The 22,054-nt window shown below is 50.5% G+C and carries 17 protein-coding genes and 2 tRNA genes; 18 read left to right on the top strand and 1 reads right to left on the bottom strand.

Going from position 1 to position 22,054, the window contains the following annotated elements; translation table 11 throughout:
• Positions 1-24: 24 nt before the first annotated feature.
• Both ACTQ3A_RS12380 and ACTQ3A_RS12375 read left to right on the top strand, forming a co-directional pair.
• Positions 25-237: a hypothetical protein gene (locus tag ACTQ3A_RS12380; RefSeq protein WP_441494995.1), complete on the top strand. Its 213-nt coding sequence runs from the start codon at positions 25-27 to the stop codon at positions 235-237.
• Positions 219-2,171 (top strand): fructose-1,6-bisphosphatase, encoded by a 1,953-nt coding sequence (locus ACTQ3A_RS12375; protein ID WP_441494994.1) that lies wholly within the window; start codon positions 219-221, stop codon positions 2,169-2,171. Before ACTQ3A_RS12380 ends, ACTQ3A_RS12375 begins: the two co-directional genes overlap by 19 nt.
• 114 nt (positions 2,172-2,285) lie before the next feature.
• Here ACTQ3A_RS12375 and ACTQ3A_RS12370 read toward each other — a convergent pair whose 3' ends face one another.
• A complete protein-coding gene (locus tag ACTQ3A_RS12370) occupies positions 2,286-3,398 on the bottom strand; it encodes a pyridoxal phosphate-dependent aminotransferase (protein WP_441494993.1) in 1,113 nt (370 codons plus the stop codon).
• A 372-nt stretch (positions 3,399-3,770) separates the two neighbouring features.
• Here ACTQ3A_RS12370 and ACTQ3A_RS12365 point away from each other — a divergent pair, with 372 nt between their 5' ends.
• The 16 genes from ACTQ3A_RS12365 to ACTQ3A_RS12290 all read left to right on the top strand — a co-directional run bounded on the left by ACTQ3A_RS12365 (position 3,771) and on the right by ACTQ3A_RS12290 (position 21,838).
• Positions 3,771-7,310, top strand: coding sequence for a DUF5717 family protein (locus tag ACTQ3A_RS12365; protein ID WP_441099785.1), 3,540 nt, complete (start codon positions 3,771-3,773; stop codon positions 7,308-7,310).
• A 78-nt stretch (positions 7,311-7,388) separates the two neighbouring features.
• A complete protein-coding gene (locus ACTQ3A_RS12360) occupies positions 7,389-8,558 on the top strand; it encodes a DUF5716 family protein (protein ID WP_441099784.1) in 1,170 nt (389 codons plus the stop codon).
• A 5-nt stretch (positions 8,559-8,563) separates the two neighbouring features.
• Positions 8,564-9,337: a hypothetical protein gene (locus ACTQ3A_RS12355; RefSeq protein ID WP_441494992.1), complete on the top strand. Its 774-nt coding sequence runs from the start codon at positions 8,564-8,566 to the stop codon at positions 9,335-9,337.
• Positions 9,338-9,968: 631 nt separating this feature from the next.
• Positions 9,969-11,438 (top strand): anthranilate synthase component I, encoded by a 1,470-nt coding sequence (trpE, locus tag ACTQ3A_RS12350; RefSeq protein ID WP_441099782.1) that lies wholly within the window; start codon positions 9,969-9,971, stop codon positions 11,436-11,438.
• Complete coding sequence (locus ACTQ3A_RS12345; RefSeq protein WP_441494991.1) at positions 11,435-12,034, top strand: anthranilate synthase component II; 600 nt, start codon at positions 11,435-11,437, stop codon at positions 12,032-12,034. Before trpE ends, ACTQ3A_RS12345 begins: the two co-directional genes overlap by 4 nt.
• Before the next feature lie 108 nt (positions 12,035-12,142).
• The gene (gene trpD / locus ACTQ3A_RS12340; RefSeq protein WP_441494990.1) at positions 12,143-13,165 is read left to right on the top strand and encodes an anthranilate phosphoribosyltransferase; all 1,023 of its coding nucleotides are present in this window, start codon (positions 12,143-12,145) and stop codon (positions 13,163-13,165) included.
• Between the two features lie 99 nt (positions 13,166-13,264).
• Positions 13,265-14,086: an indole-3-glycerol phosphate synthase TrpC gene (trpC, locus tag ACTQ3A_RS12335; RefSeq protein ID WP_441494989.1), complete on the top strand. Its 822-nt coding sequence runs from the start codon at positions 13,265-13,267 to the stop codon at positions 14,084-14,086.
• 124 nt (positions 14,087-14,210) lie between these two features.
• On the top strand, positions 14,211-14,891 hold the full coding sequence (locus ACTQ3A_RS12330) for a phosphoribosylanthranilate isomerase (protein WP_441494988.1): 681 nt from the start codon (positions 14,211-14,213) through the stop codon (positions 14,889-14,891).
• A 148-nt stretch (positions 14,892-15,039) separates the two neighbouring features.
• Positions 15,040-16,230: a tryptophan synthase subunit beta gene (gene trpB / locus ACTQ3A_RS12325; RefSeq protein ID WP_441494987.1), complete on the top strand. Its 1,191-nt coding sequence runs from the start codon at positions 15,040-15,042 to the stop codon at positions 16,228-16,230.
• The gene (trpA, locus tag ACTQ3A_RS12320; RefSeq protein WP_441099775.1) at positions 16,223-16,996 is read left to right on the top strand and encodes a tryptophan synthase subunit alpha; all 774 of its coding nucleotides are present in this window, start codon (positions 16,223-16,225) and stop codon (positions 16,994-16,996) included. The genes trpB and trpA overlap by 8 nt, the downstream gene beginning before the upstream one ends.
• Positions 16,997-17,397: 401 nt before the next feature.
• Complete coding sequence (locus tag ACTQ3A_RS12315) at positions 17,398-18,309, top strand: ribonuclease Z (RefSeq protein ID WP_441494986.1); 912 nt, start codon at positions 17,398-17,400, stop codon at positions 18,307-18,309.
• 34 nt (positions 18,310-18,343) lie between these two features.
• The gene (tsaD, locus tag ACTQ3A_RS12310) at positions 18,344-19,423 is read left to right on the top strand and encodes a tRNA (adenosine(37)-N6)-threonylcarbamoyltransferase complex transferase subunit TsaD (RefSeq protein WP_441494985.1); all 1,080 of its coding nucleotides are present in this window, start codon (positions 18,344-18,346) and stop codon (positions 19,421-19,423) included.
• Between the two features lie 235 nt (positions 19,424-19,658).
• A complete protein-coding gene (gene ispD, locus ACTQ3A_RS12305; RefSeq protein ID WP_441494984.1) occupies positions 19,659-20,366 on the top strand; it encodes a 2-C-methyl-D-erythritol 4-phosphate cytidylyltransferase in 708 nt (235 codons plus the stop codon).
• Positions 20,367-20,454: 88 nt separating this feature from the next.
• Positions 20,455-20,540, top strand: a tRNA-Ser gene (locus ACTQ3A_RS12300).
• A 180-nt stretch (positions 20,541-20,720) separates the two neighbouring features.
• Positions 20,721-21,431: an NUDIX hydrolase gene (locus tag ACTQ3A_RS12295; RefSeq protein ID WP_441475905.1), complete on the top strand. Its 711-nt coding sequence runs from the start codon at positions 20,721-20,723 to the stop codon at positions 21,429-21,431.
• A 317-nt stretch (positions 21,432-21,748) separates the two neighbouring features.
• Positions 21,749-21,838, top strand: a tRNA-Ser gene (locus ACTQ3A_RS12290).
• The last annotated feature ends 216 nt before the right edge of the window (positions 21,839-22,054 follow it).

The following is a 22,054-nucleotide window of genomic DNA, read 5'->3' as shown; positions in this document are numbered from 1 at the left end:
CATGGCGGCAGAATCACATGCCGGGTGAGCAGAATCACAGATCTGGGCGGAAGAACTACAGACCGGGTGAGCAGAATCACAGATCTGGGCGGCAGAACCACAGGCCGGGTGAGCAGAATCGCAGACCTGGGAGGCAGAACTACAGACCTGGCAGGAAAAATCCAAGACCAGGCCGGAGGGTATCTGGATAAAGGGGCACAAACAGGGAGGACTTTTACATGGAAAATCTGGAATTGAGATACCTGCAGCGGCTGGCGGAGCTGTATCCGACCATTGCCGCTGCGTCAACAGAAATTATAAATCTGGAAGCTATACGAAATCTGCCTAAGGGTACCGAACACTTTATCACGGATATTCACGGAGAATATGAGGCTTTTTCGCATGTGCTGAAGAATGGCTCCGGTTCCGTAAAGAAAAAGATCGATGAGGTGTTCGACCATACGCTCAGTGAGGCGGACAAGAGCGCTCTGGCAACGCTGATCTATTATCCAAATGAGAAGATGGCACTCATACGTCAGACGGAAGGGAACATGGACGACTGGTACAAAATCACTCTGTACCGGCTGATTCAGATCTGCAAGAAGGCATCCTCCAAATATACGAGGTCAAAGGTGCGTAAGCAGCTGCCGAAAGACTATGCCTATGTGATCGAGGAGCTGATCACGGAGAAGCCGGATGTTCTGGACAAGGAGGCGTACTATAATTCTATTGTGGATACGATCATCGATATCCAGAGAGCGGAAGATTTTATCGTGGCACTCTGCCATCTGATTCAGCAGATGGTTGTGGATCATCTGCATATTCTGGGTGATATCTATGACAGGGGTCCGGGTCCGGAGAGAATCATGGACCGTCTGATGAGCTATCATTCTCTGGATATCTGCTGGGGCAACCATGACATCGTCTGGATGGGAGCTTCCGCAGGATCGCTGCCCTGTATCGCCACAGTTCTCAGAATTTGTGCGAGATATGGGAATCTCGACATTCTGGAGGACGGATACGGCATCAATATGATCCCTCTGGCAACGTTCGCCACCCGGGTCTACGGCGATGATCCCTGTTCTCTCTTCAGGCTGAAGGGAGAAAACAGCACCCGGCTGCCCAATGAAAATGAATTGAACATGAGAATGCACAAGGCAATTTCCATCATTCAGTTTAAGCTGGAGGGACAGCTCTTTGGAGAGCATCCGGAGTTCCATATGGAGGACCGTATGCTTCTTGACAAGATTGATTACGAAAGAGGGGTCATACGGCTGGACGGAAAGGAATACGCACTTCTTGATCATAATTTTCCGACAATTGATCCATCGGATCCGTACCGCCTGACGGCGGATGAGACGGAGGTGATGGAGCGGATGCAGCGGGCGTTCACGCAATGTGAGAAGCTCTATCAGCATATGAATCTTCTCCTGAACAAGGGAAAACTGTACTGTATCTACAACAACAATCTTCTCTATCATGGCTGTATGCCGCTGACCGAAGACGGAGAATTTATGAAGGTAGACGTGTTCGGGAAAAAACTGTGCGGGAGAGAGCTGTACGACGAGCTGGAAAAGTACGTTCGGAAGGCGTTTTTCGCCGTAAACGAAGAAGAGCGGAAAAAAGGACGTGATATCATCTACTGGATCTGGTGCAGCCCGCAGTCGCCTCTGTTCGGGAAGGATAAAATGGCAACCTTCGAGCGATATTTCATTGCGGAGAAGGAAACACATGTCGAGCATAAAAACCCGTACTACCAGCTTTTAAACAATGAGGAGATCATGAACCGGGTTCTTCGGGAATTCGGTCTTCCAGAAGACGCGCATATTGTGAACGGACATGTACCGGTGCTGCAAAGTTCCGGCGAAAGTCCCGTGAAATGCAGCGGGAAGGTGCTGATCATCGACGGAGGCTTTTCGAAAGCATATCAGGGCAAGACGGGGATTGCAGGGTATACTCTCATCTACAATTCGTACGGAATGCAGCTGGTGGCGCTGAAGCCTTTTACCTCCACGGAGGATGCCGTCCGGAATGAGACAGATATTCACGGAGACAGGATTCTGGTTATGAACGCGCCGCACAGGCTTCATGTCAGCGATACAGATATCGGACGCCGGCTGAAGGAGAGGATTGATGAGCTGAAGGAGCTACTGAAGGCTTACCGCAGCGGCGTGATCAATGAGATGGTTTAGACACTTTCGTGCCGCTGGCGCGTCCCTTCGTGCTCATGCTTGTTGCCTTCGAAAACATATCCAGTCTCTTACACACGCTTCGCGGAAGGCGGCCTGGATATGTTTTCGAAGAGCTTATACATTCACGTCTCTGCGGAGTTGGGCGAGGAGGCGGTCGTTGTCTTCGGGATTCATGAAGCAGAACCGGAAGTATTTGTTGGAGAGGAAGGGGAAGGTGGAACAGTTGCGGATCATGAGCCCCTTCCGGATGCAGTGGTCGAAGAGAATGTCCGCGTCCATATCCTCCCGGAGAATCCGCACGAGGATGAAGTTCGCCTTCGGGCGGTATACTTTAATGGTATTCCAGGTCTGAAGCTCACGGTAGATCCGGGTGCGTTCGGTGTCGATCAGATGACGTGTCTGATTGATATATTCCGTATCGCTGAACATCAGCCTTCCGGCGACCTCGGCGATGGAGCTGATGGACCAGGGGTTCTGCAGGGAGATGACCTTACGGATCAGGTCTGTGTTGCCGGTGATCGCGTAGCCGAGACGGAGACCCGGAGCAGCAAAGAATTTGGAAGTGCCTCTCAGGACAACGATGTTTGTGTACGAGTCGGTAAGCGGAACCGAAGAGATCTTTTCATCTGCGTGCGTAAATTCTACATATGTCTCATCCACCATCACAAAAATGCCGTGCACCATGCAGGCATCGAGGATGGTGCGCATCTTCTCGTTGGAGATCGCGGTCGAGGTCGGATTGTTCGGATTACACAGAATCAGGAGATCCAGGTCGTCTGTCAGATGACGGCAGAGATCGTCAGGATTCAGCTGAAAATCCTCCTCCTCTTTCAGAGGATAATAGACGGTCTGGCCGCCTCTCAGAGATATTTCTCTTTCGTATTCGGAATAGGAGGGACCGAGAATCATTGCTTTTTTCGGTGCATCTGCCTGAATCATCAGGGAGATCAGCTCGGTGGAGCCGTTTCCGACAATGACATTTTCGTAGGTGGTGCCCGCGTACTCTGCGATCACTTTTCGAAGGTCCTTATACTCCCGGTCAGGATAGGTCTGAATGACGTCGATGTGCTCACTGATGGATTCCCGAAGATTGCGGGAGATTCCGAGTGGATTGATGTTGGCGGAAAAGCTGGTGATCTTTTCCTTTGGGATATGGTAGATCTCTTCTATTTTTTCCAGGTCGCTTCCGTGAAAATGATCCTTGTGCTTCAAGGTAAACTGAGCCATAGATGACACCTCGATTTCTAACTTAGAGCGGTTTTCTGCCTTGTCAATTGCACATACACATGAACAGATATCACGTGCACCGGTCAGAACATTGCGCAGGTTCTGTGGATGTTGTATACTTCAATGTGGATGAGACTCCAAAAGGCGTTCTCATTCGGAACTAAGTTTAATTCGAATGCGGATATTCGTCAAGCGTATGTGCTGTCCGGGTCAGAAAGAAACGTATATGTTTGATGAGTCAGAGAGTATCGTAAATGTGCTGAGACAGTGCGTAATATACGTTCGATTTGACAGAAAAGATCGTATATGCGCGCTGAGCCAGGGAACATCGTGGCGGCATGACGTGTGTCCGCTTAAGATAAGGTGGGAGTATTGAAGAATAAGGACGGAGTAATTGAAGCCGGGTTCGTGTATGATCTTCCGAAGCTGGTTTTCTCTGAAGAAGAATATCGTATTGTAGTAGGAGAGGGAGAGGTCCGCAGAGGGACCCTTCATGTCTGCGCATCGGACGGCAGTACCATCCGGGGAAGCGTATTGTCGGAGGATTACAGGATTCATCTTCTGACAACGGAATTTGAGGGAGAGGACTGTGAGATCAGCTTCCTTGTGATTACCAAAGGGCTGCTCTCCGGTCAGAGTATCCGGGGCAGTATCCTGGTCAGCAGCAATATTGCCGAGAAAGAATATCCTGTGTACGCGGAGATCGTGGATGTTCCGGGAGATGGAGAAGAATCGGAGGTCCGGACACTGGATGATTTCTCCAGGCTTTGCCAGAAAAGTCTTAGGGAGGGATTTCTGATGTTTACGGATCCGGGATTTGCGAGAATCCTGAACGGGAACAACCGGCAGTATCTGGGACTGTACCGCGGGATGTCACACAATCCGGTTACCTACCAGCATCTTGAGGAATTTCTCGTCTCGACCGGCAAGAAGGAGCCAATCGAGATCACTCTCGATAAGCAGCAGAAGGCAGTATATCACCTGGATGTATCTCAGAAGGATACATTGTATGTCTATCGCAATACATGGGGATACATCCGGCTTGAGGTTGAGGTGGAGGGCGATTTCCTCGAGGTGACGAAAAAGGTGATTACCACCGAGGACTTTATCGGGAAGGTCTACGGACTGGAATATGTTGTCCACAGTGACAGACTCGGTGAGGGAAAATCGTTTGGAAAAATCCGGATCCGCAGTGTTCACCAGAATCTCGAATATATTGTTGAGGCATCCCGAAAAGAGGAGTCGGAGATCCTTCCATCTGCAGTTCGGAGCAGGAAGGTCGCCTGGCTGATGAGAGATTTTCTGAGCCTTCAGCTTCACAAGCTGGATTACCGCAGCTGGCTGGAGTCATCTTCCATGACGGTGCATGAGATGCTCGAGGAGAATCCAGACGATTCGGCCGCAATTCTTTATGCTGCCTATCTGGAGTTTTCCAGAGACGACAATGGTAAGGCAATGGAGCGGCTGTGGCCGATGAAAGACGGCCGGGTCAGCCCCGCGAACAGCGAGGAGAAGGGGATTTATCTCTCGCTGGCAAAGGAGGTGGGACTGCTGCCTGAGGAGAAGCGTGACATTCTTCCGCTTCTTGCAAAATACTACCGGAAGAATCCGGGAAGCTATCTTCTGCTGAAACTTTGCCATCAGGAAGAGAACACAGAGATCATAAATTCGGCGGACCGTATGCAGGAATATGAGGACTGCTTCAACGCCGGATCTATGAGCCCTTTTTTGTATCTGGATGCGTGGAACCTTCTGGCGAGGGAGGAGTCTCTCCTGCGCAGACTTTCACCGTTCATGATTCAGGTTCTGAATTTCGGCCTGAAGCACAATTTTATCACCGAGGGACTGCTTCAGAGAACTGCTTTTCTGAGCGATAACGAGAAGAACTTTAACCGGCCGTTGTACCGGATCCTTTCTGCCGGGTACCAAAAATATCCGAACGATGCGGTTCTTGAGGCGATCTGCAAGCTGCTGATCAAGGGAAATCCGGTGGATTCGCGCTGTTTTCCGTGGTATGAGAAGGCTGTGCTTCATGATCTCCGTATTACAAGGCTCTACGAATATTATATGGAGACTTATCACAAGCCGGCGGGGGAGAGACTTCCACAGCAGATCCTGATGTATTTTGCGACAAATACCGAGCTTGCGGAGAAGAAACGTGCACTGCTCTATGCCAGTATCGTACTGAACCGGGAGGAAGACGATACCAGTTTTCTGAACTATGGGCGTTATATCCGGACTTTCGCGATGGAATCTCTGCGAAAGGGACGCATGAACGAAAATTACGCGGTTCTTTACCAGCAGTATTTTCGGAAACCGGAATCGCCGGAGATCGCGGAGCTGCTCGGGAATGTTCTGTTTGTACATAAGGTCACGGTCACGGATCCGATGGTGCGGCAGGTGGTGGTGAGTCATTACGCACTGAAAGAAGAGGAAACGGCGACAGTGAAGGACGGGGTGGCTTATCCCCGGATTTATACCGATGATGCCGCTGTGCTCATGGAGGATGTGCATCATCGGAGGTACGCGACAACCATTCCTTTTGAAGTAACGAGGCTGATGGACGCCAGGGACAGTGCGCATGCGATTCTGGAGCAGGGCGTGAGTCATCCTGGGGCTGAGCTTTCCATCTGCCGGGAGAAGGCGTTTCAGATGGACGTCAACAGCCGCACGGTTTCTGCTTACCGGATGGCAGTGACAGATGAGGCGTTTACCGATGAGTACCGCAAAATTCTGCGGAGGAAGCTTCTGGAATATGACATGGCGCATCCCGATGAAGAGGTTCTTCCGCGGAACATGAGTGAGGAGGAAATCGATCGTTATGCGGAGGCGGATAAAGTGAGCACAATTGTGCTTCTGATCCGCGAGGGCAGATATGAGGAAGCCTTTCATGTGATATCCGAATTCGGATGTGAGGGTGTACCCACAAGGCTCCTGCTGCGTCTGTCCAGCCGGCTGATTCTCGGTGACGGAGAGGACGGGGAGAAGCTGCTGCAGCTGACTGAGTATGTATTTAAAAAGGAAAAATACGATGAGGTCATGCTGAGTTATCTCCGGGATCATTACCGGGGCTCTGTCCGGAATCTGTGCAGACTCTGGAGAAAGCTGAAGGGATTTCAGCTGGAGACGCTCAGCCTCGACGAGCGGATCCTGCTGCAGTCAATCCGGACGCATCAGTTCCCGGACGACGAGGGAAAAATTCTTTGTGATTACGTCCGTCAGCAGGGAAGACCGGAGGTAACGGCGGCGTTTCTGTCCTATCTTTCGGATTATTATTTCCTCGGGGGACGCGCGATATCTGAGTCGGAGATTGTCACAATGGAAAATGCAATGGACCGCGGAGAGGTCGATTATACGATCTGCAAGCTGGCTCTTTTACGGTATTATTCTACCCTGGATTCCCTGGATGCAAAACGGATGGAGAGAGCCGGTGTATTGCTGAAGCAGATGGATGAGAAGGGGCTCCGTTTCGAATTCTATCACAAGCTTCCGAAGCGGCTGATTCAGGCATATCAGATCGAGGATAAGGTGTTTGTCCAGGATCAGTTCCGGCCGGGAAGCCGGGTAATTCTTCATTATCAGCTGAAGGAACAGGACGGCGAACAGACAGAATGGATCAGCGAGCCGATGAATAATGTCTACCACGGCATTTTTGTGAAGGAGTTTCTTCTGTTCTATGGAGAGAGCCTGCGTTATTACATGAGTGTCATGGACGATGGAAAAATCAGCGATTCCGATACCTATGAGGTTTCTCTTGTAGACATGGACACTTCCGGCGCAACGAAGTTCCGGCTTCTCAACCGCATGCTTGAGGCACGGGATCAGGGAGATGACGGAAAACTGCGGGAAGCGGAGGAACAGTATCTGCGACAGGAATGCTTTGTCAACCGGTTCCTGAAGCTGATGGATTGAGGAGGAACAGATGCAAAGTTATCAGAGCAGAACGGCAGGATCAGCTGCTGCTGAAGCTGATGAATTGAGGGGGAGCAGATGAGCGCAAGAGAATTGATTGTAGGGATAGATCTCAATCGAAATCAGCCGCAGATCTGTTACTACGAACGTGAGAAAGAAAATACGGTCACCGCGCCGATGAAGGTCGGAAATGACATGGTCTCCTTCCGGGAGATTCTCGACGGAATCGAAAATCTGGTTCATGATTTTCCGGACGAAGAGGAGAGGGACCGCCGGAGAAACGAGCTTGAGCAGAAGGCCGCGGAGACCATGAGGAAGGCACTGTACACACTTGGTCTGAGTGATCCGGAGTCACAGATTGCGGGCATCACGATCACGGTTCCTGTCCTGACCCGCCCGGTGGTGCATCTGGTGAAATCAATCTACCGGGAGCTTGGCCTCGCAAAGGCACGCGCCTTTCTTCAGGATTATAAGGAGAGTTGTTTTTATCACACGATTTATCAGAAGAGAGAGCTCTGGAACCGGAATGTTGGATTTTTTATTTTTGAGGAGGAAAAGGTATCTTTTCTGTCGATGAATATGAATCCGCAGACCAGGCCGGTGACTTTTACAATGGAAGAGGGGATAACGATCTGCCTGAAACAGGACAGAAGTCTCTGGGATGAGCAGTTCTATAATATGATCAATGCGTCGCTGCGGCAGAATATGTATTCCTGTATCTTCCTGATGGGCGATACTTTTGACCGTGCGTGGGCGGGTCGATCCATTGCACTGCTGTGCCGGGCGGGACGGAAAGTGTTTGTGGTTGACAACCTATATGCGAGAGGCGCCTGTTATACGGCACGGGAGAAGGTTGTTCAGCGAAAATTCCCGGACTGTCTGTATCTTGGGGATGATATCATCCGCAATAATATCGGCATGAAGATGAACATTCAGGGGAGGGAGACCTATTATCCTCTGATCGCCGCGGGAGTAAACTGGTATGAGGCGGACAAGGTCTGTGAGATCATTCTGATCGGCAAGGAGCATGAGCTTCGATTTTTGATCAACCGCATGGATGAGAATGATCAGAAGGTGTCGGTGATGCAGCTGCCGGAGCTCGATGACCGTCCGGACGGGACGACCCGTCTTCGAATTCACCTGACATGTGAATCTGCAAAACGCTGTGTCATCGAAGTAGAAGACCTGGGATTCGGAGACATGTATCCGGCAACCGGGAAAGTCTGGCGTGAGATTCTGGAGGAGTGAGACGAATGAGCATGGCTGTGTTATGTCAGGTAAAGAGGGCGGAACATCCTTTTTATATTCGTGACATTGACCTGAATATCTATTCGATCGAGGAGCTCTGCTATTTTGCAGACCACAATCTGGCTCTGGTCGAAGAGGATTTTTTTGACGATGCCCTGATCGGATGGATTGGAGAGGAGCTGGAGGACCGTAATTTTGTGAGGTCTCTGGAGAGAATTCGCAGAGAAGGAGTGCAGACGCTTGGAAGAATACTGCACGCGCTGAACGCCGAGACGGGATGGATTTATGTACAGGATCGTGAGAATTTTGAGAAAACTCTCGAGGCCAACCGGAAGCTGCCGGGACCGGAGAGACTGCGTCTGCGGGCCGATTCTCTGGTGGGTTACGGGAAATATACGAAGGCAATCGAGGACTACAAGAGGATCCTTGCGATGAAAGACATGGAAGGACTCGGCGAGCAGTTTCTCGGGACGGTATACAACAATATGGGAGTCACATATGCGAGACTCTTCGAGATGGATGAAGCGGTCGAATGTCTGAGAGAAGCCTATAACAGTATTCATTCCAAGGAAACACTGGAAAACTATCTCTGCTCTGTTTATCTGGCAAAAGGAGAAGAAGCCTTTGAAAGGCTGGCGGATGATCTGAAGGCGGATACGGGGACCAGAGAATCACTGGCTTCTGAGATCAGGGACCTGAAGGTGGACAAGCCGGAAGGAGATGTAAACTCCCTGCTGGGCGGCTGGGTGCGTGAATACCACAGGGAAACCGCGAGGTAACTGAAAAGTCGAGAGCTTTATCACCCTTGCTTTAAAAGCGAAAAATCAGGTGGGAAAATCGTGCGCATTACAGGCCGGCAATGCACGAATTTCAGATGCGAATTTGGTGCGGATTTCTCAGAAAGTTTTCTTGACAGAAGCTGTGAAACGTGGTTTAATATCAACATAATTTAAGACTACATCAGTTTAAACCGATGAAGTGGAGATAAAGCGGAAGGGGCACTCACAGAGAGTCCGGGGAGGTGCGAGCCGGGCAGGACGCTGATCCGTAAATGGACCACTGAGGGCAGGGTGAAAATACCGGGATTATGAAAACTGGTTATGGTATAAGTAGCTTCTGACGCAGGGCATACGTTACATGCCGGAGATATGATGGTATCTCATGAGTGTGTGGAAACACAAATACAAGGTGGCACCACGGGAATCGAAACTGTACGATTATACCCGCCCTTGACAGAAGAAAATCTGTCAAGGGCGGGTTTATTATTTACGCGAACAGTGAGCCGCAGCCGAATGCGAAGTATTCGTGTGCGGCGAAAAAATTGAAGGAGACCTGGGGCATGCAACCTGGTGTAAACGACTCGGTGCATGCGTAAGCGGTATCAGGGAATTTGATTACGGAGGGAAGGTTATGAAGCAGACATCGTTCGAAGAAGTGAAGAGGATTGCATCATCCGGTGATTACAAGCGAATTCCGGTGACGAGAGAGATTCTCTCTGACATCCGGACCCCGGTGGAAACTTTGAGAGCTCTGCAGAATGTCAGTACGCACTGTTTTCTTCTGGAAAGTGTAGAGGACAGCCGTCAGTGGGGCAGATACACGTTCCTTGGATTTGATCCGTCGATGGAGATTTCCTGTAAGGATCATATCCTGACCGTGAATGCCGGGGGCAAAATCAGGATGGAGACCGCTCACCCTGGCATCTACATCAAACAGATTATTCATGAAAACAGATCACCCCGGATTCCCGGGCTTCCCACATTGACCGGTGGACTGGTGGGCTATTTTTCCTACGATTATATACAGTACGGAGAACCGGAGCTGAAGCTGGACGCGCCGGATGAGGACAGGTTTGATGATGTGAACCTGATGCTGTTTGACAAGCTGATCTGCTATGATAATTTCCGCCAGAAGATTCTCCTGATTGTCAACATCCACACGGAGTGCATGGAAACCGATTACAATAAGGCAATTCTGCAGCTCGATGAAATGGAGAACATCATCCGGAACGGAAAGCCGAAGAAAGTGCCTGCGGGACATCTGCTTGAGCCGCTGAAGCCGAAGCTCTCCTTAGAGGAGTTCACCGGGAAGGTGGAAAAAATAAAACATTACATCCGGGAGGGGGATATTTTTCAGCTTGTATTTTCAAATCCAATGAAGGCGGCATATGAGGGAAGCCTGCTGAATACGTATCGTGTTCTGAGAACGACAAACCCGTCCCCCTATATGTTTTATTTTTCCGGTGATGATGTGGAAATTGCCGGCGCTTCTCCGGAAACGCTCGTGAAAGTGGAAAACGGGGAAATCCGTACATTTCCTCTGGCGGGAACACGGCCGAGAGGACGCGACGATCAGGAAGATCAGCGCCTTGAAAAGGAACTTCTTTCCGATGAAAAAGAGCGGGCGGAGCACAACATGCTGGTGGACCTCGGGCGGAATGATCTTGGAAGGTTATGTAAATTTGGAACCGTAGAGGTCGAAAAATATATGTGCATTGAGAAGTATTCTCACGTCATGCACATCGGCTCGGCGGTAAAGGGACAGCTTCGCGATGACAGGCAGGCTGTTGATGCGGTAGATTCCGTGCTTCCGGCAGGGACGCTCTCCGGAGCCCCGAAATTCCGGGCCTGCGAGCTGATCAATGAGCTGGAACATGACAAAAGAGGGATATACGGCGGCGCAATCGGGTATGTGGATTTCACGGGGAACCTGGATGTCTGCATCGCTATCCGACTGGCTTATAAGCGGAACGGGAAGGTATTCGTTCGCTCCGGTGCCGGAATCGTGGCAGACAGTGTACCCGAGAAGGAATATCAGGAATGCCGGAACAAGGCAAGGGCTGTTGTAGAGGCTCTTGAGAAAGCGGAGGAAGAAGAATGATTCTGTTAATTGATAATTACGATAGTTTTTCTTATAACCTTTACCAGCTGATTGGCGCTCTGAATTCGGATATTCAGGTGATTCGGAATAATGAAAAAACCGTCGGGGAAATCAGAGACATGAAGCCGGACTGCATCATCCTGTCACCGGGACCCGGGAAGCCGAAGGATGCCGGTGTCTGCGAAGAGGTTGTGAGAAAGATGGGCGGAGAGGTGCCGATCCTCGGGGTGTGTCTCGGACATCAGGCGATCTGTGAAGCATCAGGCGCCGTGATCTCTTATGCGAAACAATTGATGCACGGTAAACAGTCCCGGGTGAAGCTTGACGTGACGGCACCGATTTTTACAGGGCTTCCGGAGGAGGTGACCGTCGGGCGGTATCATTCGCTGGCAGTTATCGAGAACACGCTTCCGCCGCATCTCAGGGAAATCGCAAGGGCCGACGACGGGGAGGTTATGGCAGTAGCAGATATCGGAAGAAAAATTTACGGATTGCAGTTTCACCCGGAATCGATTATGACGCCGGAGGGAAAACAGATGCTTCGCAATTTTCTGACAAGCAGTGGAATCGCTGCAAAGGAACAGGGCGAAGATTAACAAAACGGCATAAAGATACGAAGAATAGCGGAACCAGATAGAAAAGCAAAGAACAGCAGAGCGGCATAGAGAAGTGAAGAATAGTGCAGTCGGACAGGAGGAACGAAAATGATCAAAGAAGCTATTGAAAAAATTGTAGACAAACAGGATCTTACCTATGACGAAGCATACACCGTAATGAATGAGATCATGAGCGGAAAGACGACGCAGACCCAGAATGCTGCTTTTCTTGCCGCACTATCCACAAAATCCGCAAAGGCAGAAACGATCGATGAGATTTCCGGATGTGCGCAGGCAATGAGAGAACACGCGACTCCGGTCAGACATCCCGGGATGGAGGTCCTCGAGATTGTGGGAACAGGCGGCGACAAGTCCCATACCTTTAATATATCCACAACGAGCGCCTTTGTCATTGCGGCAGCCGGGGTAAAGGTCGCGAAGCACGGAAACCGCGCGGCTTCCTCACTTTCCGGAACTGCAGACTGCCAGGAAGCGCTCGGAGCAAATATCAATCAGGATCCGGAGAAGGCGCTGCGGCTTTTGAAGGATGTGGGAGTGTGTTTCCTTTTCGCCCAGAAATATCACACAGCCATGAAATATGTGGGAGACATCCGCAAGGAGCTTGGCATCCGGACTGTATTTAATATTCTTGGGCCGCTAACGAATCCGGCAAATCCGGAGTACTTCCTCCTCGGCGTGTACGATGAGTATCTGGTGGAACCGATTGCCAAGGTGCTGGATAAACTCGGTGTAAAACGCGCACTCGTCGTGTACGGACAGGATCGTCTGGATGAGATCTCCGCAAGCGCTCCGACCACAATCTGTGAGCTCCGTGACGGATACTACAGGTCGATGGTCATCACACCGGAACAGTTCGGCCTGGAACGCGGCAAAAAGGAGGAGCTTGTGGGAGGCACTGCAGAGGAAAACGCGCGCATCACAAGGGAGATTCTGAGCGGAAAGATTCAGGGAACAAAGAGAAACGCGGTGCTTCTGAATGCCGGAGCCGCAATCTATGTCGCGGGAAAAGCTGACAGCATCGAAGAGGGAATCCGGAAGGCCGCAGAACAGATTGATAATGGGAGCGCAGAAAAAATTCTGGATGCTTATATCCGGGAATCCAATGAATAAAACAACGCGGATTCAAAAAGCAACCGGGATAGGGAAGATATATGATATATAAGAGCCACACGGCATCGGGAAACAGCCTGGACAGGGAGGATACATGATATGATATTAGACGATCTGGCGGAAGCCACAGGAAACCGCATCCGGGAACAAAAGAAAAAGATTCCTCCGGAGGAACTTCGCCGTCGGGCGGAGTCCATGAACGCGGATAGCGGATTCCCCTTTGAGGCGGCACTGGCGCGACCGGGGATGTCCTTCATCTGTGAGGTCAAAAAGGCGTCGCCGTCAAAAGGACTGATCGCGCCGGATTTTCCGTATCTGAAAATCGCAAGAGAGTACGAGGCGGCGGGCGCGTCCGCGATATCCTGTCTGACAGAGACGGATTATTTTCTGGGCAGTGACAGGTATCTGGAAGACATCGCTGCTGAGGTGCACATACCGGTTCTTCGAAAGGATTTCACCGTTGATCCTTATATGATCTGGCAGGCCAGAGTGATGGGAGCCTCAGCGGTACTTCTGATATGTGCCATCCTGAGCGAGGAGCAGATCCGGGAATTCCGGGAGATCGCGGAGGAGCTTGGGCTCTCTGCGCTTGTGGAAGCGCACGACGAACAGGAGGTTGAGACGGCGGTGCGCGCGGGAGCGCGGATCATCGGCGTAAATAACCGGAATCTGAAGGATTTTACGGTTGATGTCCGGAACTCTGTAAGGCTCAGAGACCGGATACCGGAAGGCGTTCTCTATGTGTCCGAGAGCGGGATCCGGACCCCGGAGGATGTCGGAGAACTATTCCGTAATGGCACCGATGCCGTGCTGATCGGGGAGACTCTGATGCGCAGCCCGGACAAGAAAGCAGAGCTTGACCTTCTTCGCCGTGAATGCACCGTCAGAAAACGAGAAACCGTGGAAAAGACCAGGGTGTAATCGAAAAACAGGAATATATTCGATAGACAAGAATATATTCGAAAGTCAGGAACATTTCTCCATTGTTGAAATAAGGGAGTCTACGGCAACAATTGGAAAGAAGTACACGTATACGGAGGAAAATTTGAAGGAAGAGCGCAAGGAACAGCGGAAGGAACAGTACAAGATAAAAATCTGCGGAATGCGCAGGAAAGAGGATATCCGGGCGGCGAACCGCTGGAGACCGGATGCGATCGGTTTCATCTGTACCTCCCGTTTCTGGAGGTACATCCCGATGGAACAGGCGGCGGAGCTTCGGGCTATGCTGGATCCCTCGATCACGGCCTGTGGCGTTTTTGTGAATGAGCCCTATGAGTATATCGCGGAATACCTGAAAAGAGGAATTATCAATGCTGTTCAGCTGCATGGAGACGAGGACGAATATTACATCCGGCAGCTGCGGAAGGTCATGATTTTTCAGGATACCCTGGTGCCTGTGATCAAGGCGTTCAAGATTTCGTCGGAGAGGGACATGCTTCGCGCAAAGGCAAGTATCGCGGATTATGTGCTGCTCGACAGCGGAGCCGGAACCGGACAGCGATTTGACTGGAAGCTGATTCGGGATATCGGCAGGCCGTTTTTTCTGGCCGGCGGCATCACACCGGAAAACATCCGCGAGGCAGCGGAACGGTTTCGGCCATATTGCCTGGATCTGAGCAGCGGCGTGGAGACGGACCGGGTAAAGGACCCGGAAAAAATCCGCCGGGCAATTGAGAATCTGCGAAGGCAGGACAGCACCGGCTGCTGCGCAGATCCGTTGGGGTAGATTTTACAGAAGATTACAAAGCGTAATTAACCAACAGGTCACAGTGTAGATCCGTCGGGATAGATTTTGCCGGCTGCTGCGTGGATCTGCGGGCAAGATTATTCAGGAAACGACCATATGATATTCATATTATGAACTGGAGGAAAAAATGACAAATCAAAACGGAAGATTTGGTGAATTTGGAGGACAATATGTTCCGGAAACACTGATGAATGAACTGATTCATCTTGAGAAGGCTTACAACCATTACAAGAATGATCCGGAATTCGTGGCGGAACTGGATTCGCTGATGAAGAATTATGCGGGCCGTCCATCCCGCCTCTATTATGCGGAGAAAATGACGAAGGACCTCGGAGGAGCAAAGATCTATCTGAAAAGAGAAGATCTGAACCACACGGGAGCCCACAAGATCAACAACTGCCTGGGACAGGTGCTTCTCGCGAAGAAGATGGGAAAAACAAGGGTCATTGCAGAGACCGGAGCCGGACAGCACGGAGTGGCGACAGCTACCGTAGCCGCGCTGCTTGGCATGGAGTGCGAGGTCTTCATGGGAGAGCTCGACTGCCAGAGGCAGAAGCTGAACGTCTACCGGATGGAGCTTCTCGGTGCGAAGGTTCATCATGTAAAAAGCGGCTCGATGGTACTGAAGGATGCTGTTAACGAAGCAATGCGCGAATGGGCCGGCCGTGTGGAAGATACGCATTATGTGCTCGGGTCCTGCATGGGACCGCATCCGTTCCCGACCATCGTCCGTGATTTCCAGTCGGTTATCTCAAAGGAAGCAAGGGAACAGATTCTGGAGAAGGAAGGACGCCTTCCCGATGTCGTGATGGCCTGCGTCGGCGGAGGATCCAACGCAATCGGTGCCTTCTATAACTTCATACCGGATGAAGGTGTCAGACTGATCGGCTGCGAGGCCGCAGGAAGAGGTGTGGACACAGGAGAAACGGCGGCAACTATGGCAGTCGGAAAGCTCGGCGTCTTCCACGGAATGAAATCGCTGTTCTGCCAGAATGATTACGGACAGATCGATAAGGTGTATTCGATTTCCGCAGGCCTTGATTATCCTGGAATCGGGCCGGAGCATGCGTATCTGAAAAGTATCGGACGTGCCGATTATGTTCCGGTGACCGATGATGAGGCGGTGGATGCCTTTGAGTACCTCTCACGTACGGAGGGAATCATCCCTGCCGTTGAGAGTGCACACGCGGTGGCCTATGCGAGAAAGCTTGCTCCGACCATGGACAAGGATCAGATCATCATTATCTGCCTGTCCGGACGCGGTGACAAGGATGTGGCATCTATTGCAAAGTACAGAGGAGTGGATATCGATGAGTAAAAAAATAGCAGACGCATTTAAAAACGGTAAGGCATTCATCCCATTTATCACCGCGGGCGACCCATCCATCGAAAAAACGAAGGAATTTATCCTGACGATGGAAAAGGCAGGAGCAGATCTGATCGAAATCGGCATTCCGTTTTCGGATCCGATCGCGGAAGGTGTCGTGATACAGGAAGCGGATCTCCGGTCTCTGGAGGCAGGAACCACTACGGATACGGTCTTTGATATGGTGGAGGATCTGAGAAAAGAAACAGATATGCCTCTTGTATTCATGACATACCTGAACATCGTATTCTATTACGGATATGAGAGATTTTTTAACCGCTGTGAAGAGGTCGGGATTAGTGGAATCATCATCCCGGATATGCCATATGAAGAAAAGGGAGAGTGCGCGGATATCGCCGCGAAGCACGGCGTCGACGTGATTTCCATGATTGCTCCGACATCAGAGGAGAGAATCCGGACGATTGCCGGCGAGGCGCGCGGCTTTATCTACGTTGTATCGTCCATGGGAGTCACCGGGGTAAGATCGAAGATCACGACAGATCTCGGTTCCATTCTCGGACATATCAAAGAGGTCACGGAGATTCCGGCGGCCATCGGGTTCGGAATCAATACGCCGGAGCAGGCGAAGGAAATGGCATCCATTGCGGACGGTGTCATTGTCGGGAGCGCAATTGTCAGGCTTGTGGCAAAGTATGGAGAAGATGCCGCACCATATATCTACAGCTATGTAAAAAGCATGAAGGATGCCATCCGCTGAGGATGAAGTGCTTAGGCGTGAGATCCGAATATTTATAGGAGTGCGGGTGTGGAGCACGGAGCAATTTGTAGCTTATACCGTTTGTGGCATCCCGCTAGCGAGGCATGAGAACTTGCTGAGAATCTCCGTGCGCATAGGCGTCACGGAAGAGAACTGACATTGTAAACTGCAATTATTTGCTATGAGCACCTAAGTGTCACTTGCGTGTCACACAGGTGCTCATATTTTTTACGCGAGCGTCGCGATAGCGAGATAAAACTCGCGCCGCGTGTTTTATCTCGTTCTGCTTCTCTTCGAGCAATCAGGACATGTTTTTTTCCACGCAGAATAATCTTGCGTTGGCAAAACGTAAGGGTTGTGGTACATTAACATACAGATTTTACAGAAAAAGAGGTTATTACATGTTAGATGTTTGTCTGCTGGGCACCGGCGGGATGATGCCGCTTCCGAAACGTTGGCTGACGTCTCTGCTTACGAGATATAACGGAAGCTGTCTGCTGATCGACTGTGGCGAAGGAACACAGATCTCGATGAAGGAGAACGGATGGAGCTTTAAGCCGATCGATATCATCTGTTTCACGCATTTTCACGCGGATCACATCAGCGGTCTGCCGGGAATCCTTCTTGCAATGGCCAATGCGGACAGAACGGAACCGCTGACGCTGATCGGACCGAAGGGACTGCACCGGGTCATCGGCGGATTGAGGGTCATCGCGCCCGAACTTCCGTTTGAAATAGAAATGATTGAGATTACTGAACCGGAGCAGGTTTTTGAGCTGCACGGCTACCGTATCACGGCTTTTCGAGTTCAGCACAATATGATCTGCTACGGATACAACGTAGAAATTCTACGGGCAGGCAGGTTTGACGCGGCAAGGGCAAAAGCGGCAAACATACCGCTGAAGTTCTGGAATCCTCTGCAGAAGGGCGAGACGATGGAGGAGGACGGCACCGTTTACACGCCGGACATGGTTCTGGGACCTCCGCGAAGGGGACTCAAGGTAACGTACTGCACAGACACCAGACCAGTAAAACAGATCGCGGAGCACGGAGAGGGATCGGATTTGATGATTCTGGAGGGAATGTACGGAGAACCGGAAAAAGAACAGAAGGCCAGGGAGCATAAGCACATGACAATGTATGAGGCGGCTGCTCTCGCCGCAGAGGCGGATCCCGGAGAAATGTGGCTTACACATTTTTCCCCGTCCATGGTGCATCCGGAGTGGTATATTAAAGAGGTACAGAAGGTTTTTCCGCGGACAGAGCTCGGAAAGGACGGAAAAACGGCAGAACTGAAATTTGATGAGGAATAACCAGTAACCCGGGCTGCCGGTCCGGACATTGAAAATGACGGAGAAGAATATGTCAGATACATTGATCCTTGGAATTGAAAGCTCCTGTGACGAGACCGCCGCAGCTGTTGTCAGAAACGGGCGGGAGGTCCTGTCAAATGTGATTTCCTCACAGATTGATCTCCACACCATATACGGAGGCGTAGTCCCGGAGATTGCGTCCCGGAAGCATATCGAGAAAATTAATCAGGTTATTCGTCTCGCACTGAAGAATGCGGGGGTGACACTGGACGATATCAGTGCAATTGCTGTGACGTACGGACCTGGTCTTGTGGGGGCGCTCCTGGTAGGCGTGGCGGAGGCAAAAGCAATCGCCTATGCGAAAAAAATTCCACTGGTCGGCGTGCATCACATCGAAGGGCATGTCAGTGCTAATTATATTGAGCATCCGGACCTGGAACCGCCGTTTATGTGCGAGATTATCTCCGGGGGACATACGCATCTTGTCATCGTGAAGGATTACGGGGAATTCGAGATCCTCGGCAGGACGAGAGACGATGCAGCCGGCGAGGCATTTGACAAGGTGGCAAGAGCCATCGGCCTCGGGTATCCGGGAGGGCCGAAGATTGATAAGGTGTCAAAGGAAGGAAATCCGCACGCTATTGAATTCCCGAGATCTCATGTCATAGATACGGGAAAGACTTCCCTTACCTTTGCCAGGGGAAATCAGGAAATGACAGACTATGATTTCAGCTTCAGCGGCCTGAAATCCGCAGTGCTGAATTATCTGAACAAGTGTACGATGATGCATCAGGAGTGGAATCAGGCGGATGTCGCGGCCTCGTTTCAGCAGGCGGTTGTGGATTCCCTGGTGGACACAGCTATGCGAGGCGCCCGGGATTACCATGTGAAAAAGTTTGCGATAGCCGGCGGTGTGGCGTCAAACTCCGCGCTTCGTGCAGCGATGGAGAAGGCATGTGCTGAGAACGGGATGAAGTTTTACCGTCCGTCTCCCGTATATTGTACGGACAATGCGGCAATGATCGCGGTTGCCGGATATTATGAATTCCGGAAGGGCGCGAGAAGCGGATGGGATCTGAATGCCGTGCCAAATCTCAAGCTCGGGGAAAGATGAATAAACATTGAAGACATGTAGCCCGCACAGGTGGGGAACAGTGAACTGGAGTCATGCAAGACGCACGGGCGAAGGAAAAAGCACTGAACACACGCAGCCTGCACGGACAATGGAAGAATGTAAAAAAACGTGCAGTCCCGCACGAACAAGAGAAAAATGTAAAAATGTGCAGTCCCGCACGGACAAGAGAAGAATGTAAAAAAATGTGCAGTCCCGCACGTAGAGGGGAGATCATATGGCTGCAAATCTGGAAAAATGCACGGCTGTGATCGTTGCCGCCGGGAGCGGCAGGAGGATGGGCGGAAAGGTATCCAAACAGTTCCTGGAACTTAAGGGAAGACCTCTGCTGGCATATACGCTGGACGTGTTTCAGAATTCTCAGAGAATCGATGAGATCATTCTGGTTGTTGGAAAAGATACGACAGATTATGTCCGGAAAAATATCGTAGAGAAATACGGATACACAAAGGTATCCAGGCTGGTGATCGGAGGGGCGGAGCGCTACGAGTCCGTTTATGCCGGCCTGCTTGCCTGCGTGGATGCGGATTACGTTTTTATACATGACGGCGTCCGTCCCTTTGTTACGGGAGACATCATTGAACGGGGATATCAGACGGCGCGTCAGTTCGGTACCGCTGTGTGTGCGGTGCAGGCAAAGGACACCATCAAGATTGTGAATGAGAAAGGGGTTGTATCGGAAACCCCGATCCGGACAAAGGTTTGGAGTGTGCAGACTCCGCAGATTTTTCGATATGATCTGATCCGGAAGGCATACGATACCCTTCAGATGTTTGATAAGGATGGAATCACCGATGACGCCATGGTTCTGGAGGAGATGGGCAACAGCGACGTGCATGTATTCCAGGGAGATTACTTTAATATAAAGATCACTACACCGGAAGATCTGGATATTGCCGAGCGTTTTTTGGAGAAAAAAACCTGAATTGCAGAAATATCCGTTGAAATATACAAAATCGTATGGTATAGTATGATCTGTCGTTGAGAAACGGCAGGTCATACATATTTTGCAGGCAGCGTTATCGAAGCGGTCATAACGAGGCGGTCTTGAAAACCGTTTGCTGGAAACGGCACGGGGGTTCGAATCCCTCACGCTGCGCTTATAAGCCCGGAGGCACATAGCTTCCGGGCTTATACCATTTTTACACGGTTATTGAGTTCGGATCATATGACGGCGATGTTTCCTGTATAGCGTGATATAAATTCCGGATCAGACAGACTGTGTACCCGTGGCATTTCCGGTACAAACACTGCCGGGAAGAAAATAGTGGAGGAAAATGTGATCAAAGAGAATGAGAACATGATCAGAGAGGATGAAAACATGATCATACAGGAAGAGAAAAGAATACGGGACAGATTTCTTGGCCGAACTCCGGGATATCCCGAATATCCGATGCGGCAGACTTCGGCTGTCCTGATTCCGTTGCTTGAAGAAAACGGCGAGGTCAGAATTTTGTTTGAGAAAAGAGCTTCCTCTCTTCATGCACAGCCGGGAGAAATCTGCTTACCGGGAGGGCGGTTTGAAAAAGGAGAAAATGCAGTGCAGGCGGCGGTCAGGGAGACAAAGGAAGAACTTCTGGTCGGAAGCAGCCAGATTGAGATTCTTGGAGAGATGGACGGAGTAATGGGCCCGGCAGGTGCCCCGGTGTGGCCAGTGGTAGGAGTCCTTCGTGATTATCAGAATACCTGGTCCGGCGATGAAGTGGATCATACCTTTACGGTTCCGCTTGACTGGTTCCGGGAGCACAAACCAGAAACCTATGTTGCACACGTTGTTACGCAGCCATCCGAGGATTTTCCCTTTGAATTGATTCCCGATGGAAAAAATTACCCGTGGCATTCGAAAAAACACCTGGTATATTTCTACAGAACCGAAATGGGAGTAATCTGGGGGCTCACCGGACATATTCTGGCGTCGTTTATCAGCAGGTATGCGGGAACGGATATTCCGGATTATGTGCCGGTTGATCGGACCCGAAGCTGTATCTGAGAGACCGGTAAAACAGCCGCTAAGGTTCTGGAAGAGGTATCTTCCAATACGTATCTCTACTAATAAAAATCGTTTAAGATTTGTTTTGGCATTCCCCCACGCCCATGCGCCGTTTCGCGTGCTGTGGACGCGGTACTCTGCAAAAAGAAAGGAGTTGGATGTTTCGTTTGATCCTGGGAAAAAGAAAAGAAAATGAAAATAATGAAAAAAGTGCTTGCCAAAACAAATGTGTTGTGCTAACATATCATTTGTTCGCGCGAGAAATATTAACGCGGCATTGCAGTACAATTTAAATGGTCGAGATATTCGAGCAGAATGGAGATGTACCCAAGCTGGCCGAAGGGGCTCCCCTGGAAAGGGAGTAGGTCGTTAATAGCGGCGCAAGAGTTCAAATCTCTTCATCTCCGCTGGATCGGAACACTGTAGCAGAATGCGAAAGGGTTGTGATCCCGTTATGAACATTGACAACTGAACAGTAAAACACATCCTCGAAAATTCAAATGAAGTTTTATAAATTTTTGTTTGAACGATCGATGAGTATTCATGAATGTAACGTTCAGATGAACGATACATGAATTGATTACGATCCTTTAAAACAGTAAAAAGGGATGAATTAGCCAAGT

The organism is Bilifractor sp. LCP21S3_F8, assembly GCF_052117805.1.
Classification (GTDB): domain Bacteria; phylum Bacillota; class Clostridia; order Lachnospirales; family Lachnospiraceae; genus Bilifractor.
Note: the sequence above shows the minus strand (reverse complement) of the source record. Positions and strands in the feature narration are given on the sequence as shown.

Coding starts and splice junctions, on each gene's coding strand:
- ACTQ3A_RS12375 (WP_441494994.1), top strand. CDS start 219: ATGGAAAATCTGGAATTGAGATACCTGCAGCGGCTGGCGGAGCTGTAT.
- ACTQ3A_RS12370 (WP_441494993.1), bottom strand. CDS start 3,398: ATGGCTCAGTTTACCTTGAAGCACAAGGATCATTTTCACGGAAGCGAC.
- ACTQ3A_RS12360 (WP_441099784.1), top strand. CDS start 7,389: ATGAGCGCAAGAGAATTGATTGTAGGGATAGATCTCAATCGAAATCAG.
- ACTQ3A_RS12355 (WP_441494992.1), top strand. CDS start 8,564: ATGAGCATGGCTGTGTTATGTCAGGTAAAGAGGGCGGAACATCCTTTT.
- trpE (WP_441099782.1), top strand. CDS start 9,969: ATGAAGCAGACATCGTTCGAAGAAGTGAAGAGGATTGCATCATCCGGT.
- ACTQ3A_RS12345 (WP_441494991.1), top strand. CDS start 11,435: ATGATTCTGTTAATTGATAATTACGATAGTTTTTCTTATAACCTTTAC.
- trpD (WP_441494990.1), top strand. CDS start 12,143: ATGATCAAAGAAGCTATTGAAAAAATTGTAGACAAACAGGATCTTACC.
- trpC (WP_441494989.1), top strand. CDS start 13,265: ATGATATTAGACGATCTGGCGGAAGCCACAGGAAACCGCATCCGGGAA.
- trpB (WP_441494987.1), top strand. CDS start 15,040: ATGACAAATCAAAACGGAAGATTTGGTGAATTTGGAGGACAATATGTT.
- trpA (WP_441099775.1), top strand. CDS start 16,223: ATGAGTAAAAAAATAGCAGACGCATTTAAAAACGGTAAGGCATTCATC.
- ACTQ3A_RS12315 (WP_441494986.1), top strand. CDS start 17,398: ATGTTAGATGTTTGTCTGCTGGGCACCGGCGGGATGATGCCGCTTCCG.
- tsaD (WP_441494985.1), top strand. CDS start 18,344: ATGACGGAGAAGAATATGTCAGATACATTGATCCTTGGAATTGAAAGC.
- ispD (WP_441494984.1), top strand. CDS start 19,659: ATGGCTGCAAATCTGGAAAAATGCACGGCTGTGATCGTTGCCGCCGGG.